Raw genomic sequence first — 4,304 nt, 5'->3', positions numbered from 1 at the left:
ATTCTTATGCGCCGAATCCTATTACTAAGATTGACCCTCTTGGTCTAAAGCAAGGTGGCTATAGTTGTCCAGATGCTGCAGCTAAGGCTGCTTTAAATTCGACCAATCCTAAATCAATTCGTTTAATTAGAGAATATGGTGGGTTAATATATGAAAAAGGTGGCAAATATTTTCATACTATTCCCGTTGCTAGGGGAGATAGAATATTTAAGTCAATATTAGCACTACCGCAAATACCTAGAGGTGCAACAATTGTTAGTGATTATCATACTTATGGTGTTTATTCAACAACTGATAATAAAGGAAAAGTTATAAGAACAAATAAAGCAAATGCGACATTAGATAGTGATAATTTTTCTTTAGCTGATCAGAGAATAACTATGGCAGCAAGATTAAAGAACCGTTGTCATAAGTCATATTTGGGAACACCAAGCGGGAAATTTAAAGTTAACGGTCCAAAAGGCGATTATGAGTTATGAGTAATAGAGAATGGCGCGAACTTTTTAATAGAAATGATTATCACGAAATCAAGGGATCTTATCTTTTAATTATTGAGGATGCAAAGAGAAAATTTGAGGAGATTTCCAAGGGGGAATGGGATCTGAAGAAATATGTAGTATGGCTACAAATCTCAACTAATCAAAAATATGCATCAATAGGTTTTATTCCAAATATTGAAAACTTCATTGATGGAATACCATTTGAAATTCCTAATCAAGGAATGTATCAAAACGGACGAGGTGTACAATTTTATTATGAAATTGATAATGTGGAGCTTAAAGAAACGATCTTTATGAGATGATTCATACTGTAGTAATTAATATATAAATTCGGGCTATATAAAGAAAAGTCAATCATAGGAAAACTATTTTTTGTGGTTGGCTTTTGTTTTATAAGCTATTTTTTTCTATTAAAGATTAAGAAGTAATGATTAAAGTCTCAATTTCATCTAAGGCGTATCGGATTATAAACTGAGGTAATTAATTATGAAATTTGAAGAGTTTAATCAACTTATAGATAAGCTTTTGGAACAGGAAGAATATGAAAAAGTTGATGAAATTTTAGATAATCAAATAGATGAAATAATAAAGTTAGATAGCAAAGAAATTGAAAAATATTTAATGCTTTATGCCTCATTAGCAGGAGATGCCGAATCTTTAGCTAGATTTCATAAATTATTTAATAAGGCAGTATTTTTAGGAAAAATTAAACAGACTGATTTAAAAAAATATGAGGAATTATCGCCAGCTAATAGATGGTTATAGTTTGTATAAAATTTAAAAATAGAACTTAATATTTACTATTATTTTCTATTCTAGTAAATTATGAAAAGTATTAGTATATAAATCAACAATCAATCAGGCATCTTTTTAACGGCAGAAATTAATAGCTAGATGGTGATTTTTTATTTCTTGGATTTCTAGTAATTTTAATATATCTGGATTGATATTTAAGCTATGAATTTAATTAAAGATATTGAAGATTTTTGTACAACATATGAGATTGATTTTTCAACAATACCATTACATTTAACTGATGAAATTAATGAGTTTATGAGCCCTTTATGGCAGGGAACAACAGGCAAAATGAATTGGGAAATCACAAATACAGACTTTTTAAAATTGAGTTTTCCAAATGAAATTGATAATAATGTGATAAATAAAATTGTCTCAAATTTGAAATTTAAATTATTAAGTGAGGAGAGCGTACATTTATATTTTTCTGGATCTGAACCAGTGATTAAGATAAATACTAACGAATTTTTTCTAAATTTATTTAATTTTATGGATGAATTTTGTTTTCTGGATTTTATTTACTTTCTAGATTGGGAAGGATACCAGAAAAAGAAAAAATATATGAATATAATTGAATTAAGGATTTTTGATTATATATGTGGAACTATCTAATTTATTAAATTGAAATTGTGATACTTTGCATCATTATAAGGATAAAGAGCAGCCATGTTCTCATGGGCATCCAGCTCTAGCAATAATGGAGAATGGTCAAGTTAGATCTAATATCAAGGTGCTTGGAAATATATTTTAAGTGGGCCAATCATTACTCATTACTAATGATAAGGAGCGCATGCATGAAAAGAATTACAGCACTTAAGATTAAACAAAATGAGCCAAGGTGATTTAAACCTTGAGTGGGATGTCTATGGCCGTCTGGTAAAGAGCCGTAATAGTCAATATACGGCAGAATATCGCTATGATGCTTTAGGCCGCCGTATTCAAAAGCGGAGTAAACATCACCATACAGGTCAAGAGCAGAACATCATTTATGGATGGGATAGCGGTACGCTTGCTTATGAGTCCACAGAGGAACTGACCAAGCATTATATCTATGAAAAAGACAGTTTCGTGCCAATGCTACAGGCTGTTTATTTAAGTCCAATAGAACTCCACCAAACTCCAGATTGGTCAGATAGACCTTATAACATACACCGTGACCCGCTTTGGAAAACTGAAAAACAGGGTAAAGAGTTTGATGATGTATGGTTCTATCACTGTGACCACTTAGGTACGCCGCAAGAAATGAACGATCATACAGGTGCAATTATTTGGAAAGCTGAATATAAAGCTTGGGGTGAGTGTAAAGCAGAGAAAGCCAAGTCGAATTTCTTCGAAAATAGTGAAATTATTTCAAATAATATCCGTTTTCAAGGTCAGTATTTTAATGAAGAGACAGGATTACATTACAATCGCTATCGATATTATTCGCCGTATGTAGGTAGGTTTGTCAGTAAAGACCCGATTGGATTATGGGGTGGATTTAATGTTTATTCTTATGCGCCGAATCCTAATAATTGGGTTGATCCATTAGGATTATCCCCAAAAAAAGATTGTAATGTCCCTAAAAGGGAACCAGAAATAGTTGAAAATTTTAGTTCATTTGAAGCTGCACGAACTCGTGCATTACAGTTAATTGGCCCTTTAGTCCCAGGTAATGAAAAAACATTTGTAACACTTTTAAAAAGGAATACTTAATGATTATCCCTTCATTTCTTAATGAAGCTCTATTAAATAGAGTTTCATTAAGTTCAATTGATTTAGAAAATACAATTAAAAGTTTAGGTCTGGATGTTTTAAACTACGGAGTAATAGATAAAGAGACAGATAAGGTGGAATTAATAGTTCAGGATGATAGAGAATCCTTGCTGAATATGATACGAAAATATTTAATGAAGAAGCCGATTCATGAGGAAGTTCATGTATTCTGGTCAAATTTAAATAAATATTCAATTCTTTGTGATATTAAGTTTGTATTAGAAAATTTAGATAATATTTTTGATGAGGATTGGGATTTTTGGATTATTGGTGGAAATAAAAAATGGGTTATTGAAAACTATCATGAGGAGGAATTGTCAATATTTTTATTGAATTGATGTGTTGCAATTATCATATAAAATGATTAGTTAGTTTGAGTGTGATAATTTTTACAATGAAATTGTATATTATTATGAGATATGGTTAAATTGCCTGAATAGTTTGAAAATTTAAATAGTACTTTTTAAGTACTATTTAAAATAAAATATTTTAAAGGCTGATTGATGTACTTTTATAAAATTTATCCTTCTGAGTATATTGATAGAGATTTTTCTTTTGATTTGAAAGGAAAGCAAGAAATTATTGTTGATTATTTTAAATTTGACTTAAGTAATCAATTTTTAAAAAATCCTAGAATAAATTTAGATTATAACAATATCTTTTCTGATCAATTGAATGAAATATTGGAGACAGATTTTTATTATTCATCTTCGTGACCATTTGGGTACACCACAAGAAATGACGGATCATACAGGTGCGGTCATTTGGAAAGCTGAATACAAAGCTTGGGGTGAATGTAAAGCTGAAAAAGCTAAATCTAACTTCTTTGAAGACTCTGAGATCATCAGTAATAATATCCGTTTCCAAGGGCAGTATTTCGACCAGGAAACAGGGCTTCATTACAACCGTTATCGTTATTATTCACCGTATGTAGGGCATTTTATTTCCAAAGATCCTATTGGATTATTGGATGGAGATAATGTATATGCTTATGCACCGAATCCTGTAGGGTGGATTGATCCTTTGGGGTTAAATTCAAAATCTAAAAATTCTGAAGAGGAAATGATACGTGTAAGACATTACACAAATAGAAAAGATTCAAATGTTATTGAAAAAACTCAAAAAATAATTGCTGCTGATAATAATAGGATATATGTTGAACTAGCTAATAGGAAGCCTTTATCTCAAGTTGAAGCGGAGGATAAATGTCAAATTAAACGAGGTAAAAGGCGTGACTGATGTATGCTGAAAAAA

General features: G+C 30.7%; 5 protein-coding genes and 3 pseudogenes. All 8 read left to right on the top strand.

Going from position 1 to position 4,304, the window contains the following annotated elements; genetic code table 11:
- The coding region (locus tag RFX69_RS19055) for a DUF4329 domain-containing protein (protein WP_309169646.1) at positions 1-479 on the top strand (479 nt) is incomplete at its 5' end.
- Positions 476-802, top strand: coding sequence for a hypothetical protein (locus tag RFX69_RS19050; protein WP_005111447.1), 327 nt, complete (start codon positions 476-478; stop codon positions 800-802). The genes RFX69_RS19055 and RFX69_RS19050, both read left to right, overlap by 4 nt.
- Positions 803-986: 184 nt before the next feature.
- Complete coding sequence (locus RFX69_RS19045; protein ID WP_000667192.1) at positions 987-1,265, top strand: hypothetical protein; 279 nt, start codon at positions 987-989, stop codon at positions 1,263-1,265.
- Between the two features lie 192 nt (positions 1,266-1,457).
- Positions 1,458-1,907, top strand: a complete 450-nt coding sequence (locus RFX69_RS19040; protein ID WP_005111444.1) for a hypothetical protein — start codon at positions 1,458-1,460, stop codon at positions 1,905-1,907.
- A gap of 213 nt (positions 1,908-2,120) precedes the next feature.
- Positions 2,121-2,834, top strand: a pseudogene (locus RFX69_RS19035) (RHS repeat domain-containing protein); the annotation flags it as partial.
- A gap of 155 nt (positions 2,835-2,989) precedes the next feature.
- Positions 2,990-3,388, top strand: a complete 399-nt coding sequence (locus RFX69_RS19030) for a hypothetical protein (protein WP_016804504.1) — start codon at positions 2,990-2,992, stop codon at positions 3,386-3,388.
- A gap of 165 nt (positions 3,389-3,553) precedes the next feature.
- Positions 3,554-3,763 (top strand): annotated as a pseudogene (locus tag RFX69_RS19025) (hypothetical protein); the annotation flags it as partial.
- Between the two features lies 1 nt (position 3,764).
- A pseudogene (locus RFX69_RS19450) lies at positions 3,765-4,083 on the top strand (RHS repeat domain-containing protein); the annotation flags it as partial.
- Between the last annotated feature and the right edge of the window lie 221 nt (positions 4,084-4,304).

The sequence above is a fragment of the Acinetobacter sp. 148 genome (assembly GCF_031196675.1).
Classification (GTDB): Bacteria; Pseudomonadota; Gammaproteobacteria; order Pseudomonadales; family Moraxellaceae; genus Acinetobacter; species Acinetobacter baumannii.
Note: the sequence above shows the minus strand (reverse complement) of the source record. Positions and strands in the feature narration are given on the sequence as shown.

Coding starts and splice junctions, on each gene's coding strand:
- RFX69_RS19050 (WP_005111447.1), top strand. CDS start 476: ATGAGTAATAGAGAATGGCGCGAACTTTTTAATAGAAATGATTATCAC.
- RFX69_RS19045 (WP_000667192.1), top strand. CDS start 987: ATGAAATTTGAAGAGTTTAATCAACTTATAGATAAGCTTTTGGAACAG.
- RFX69_RS19040 (WP_005111444.1), top strand. CDS start 1,458: ATGAATTTAATTAAAGATATTGAAGATTTTTGTACAACATATGAGATT.
- RFX69_RS19030 (WP_016804504.1), top strand. CDS start 2,990: ATGATTATCCCTTCATTTCTTAATGAAGCTCTATTAAATAGAGTTTCA.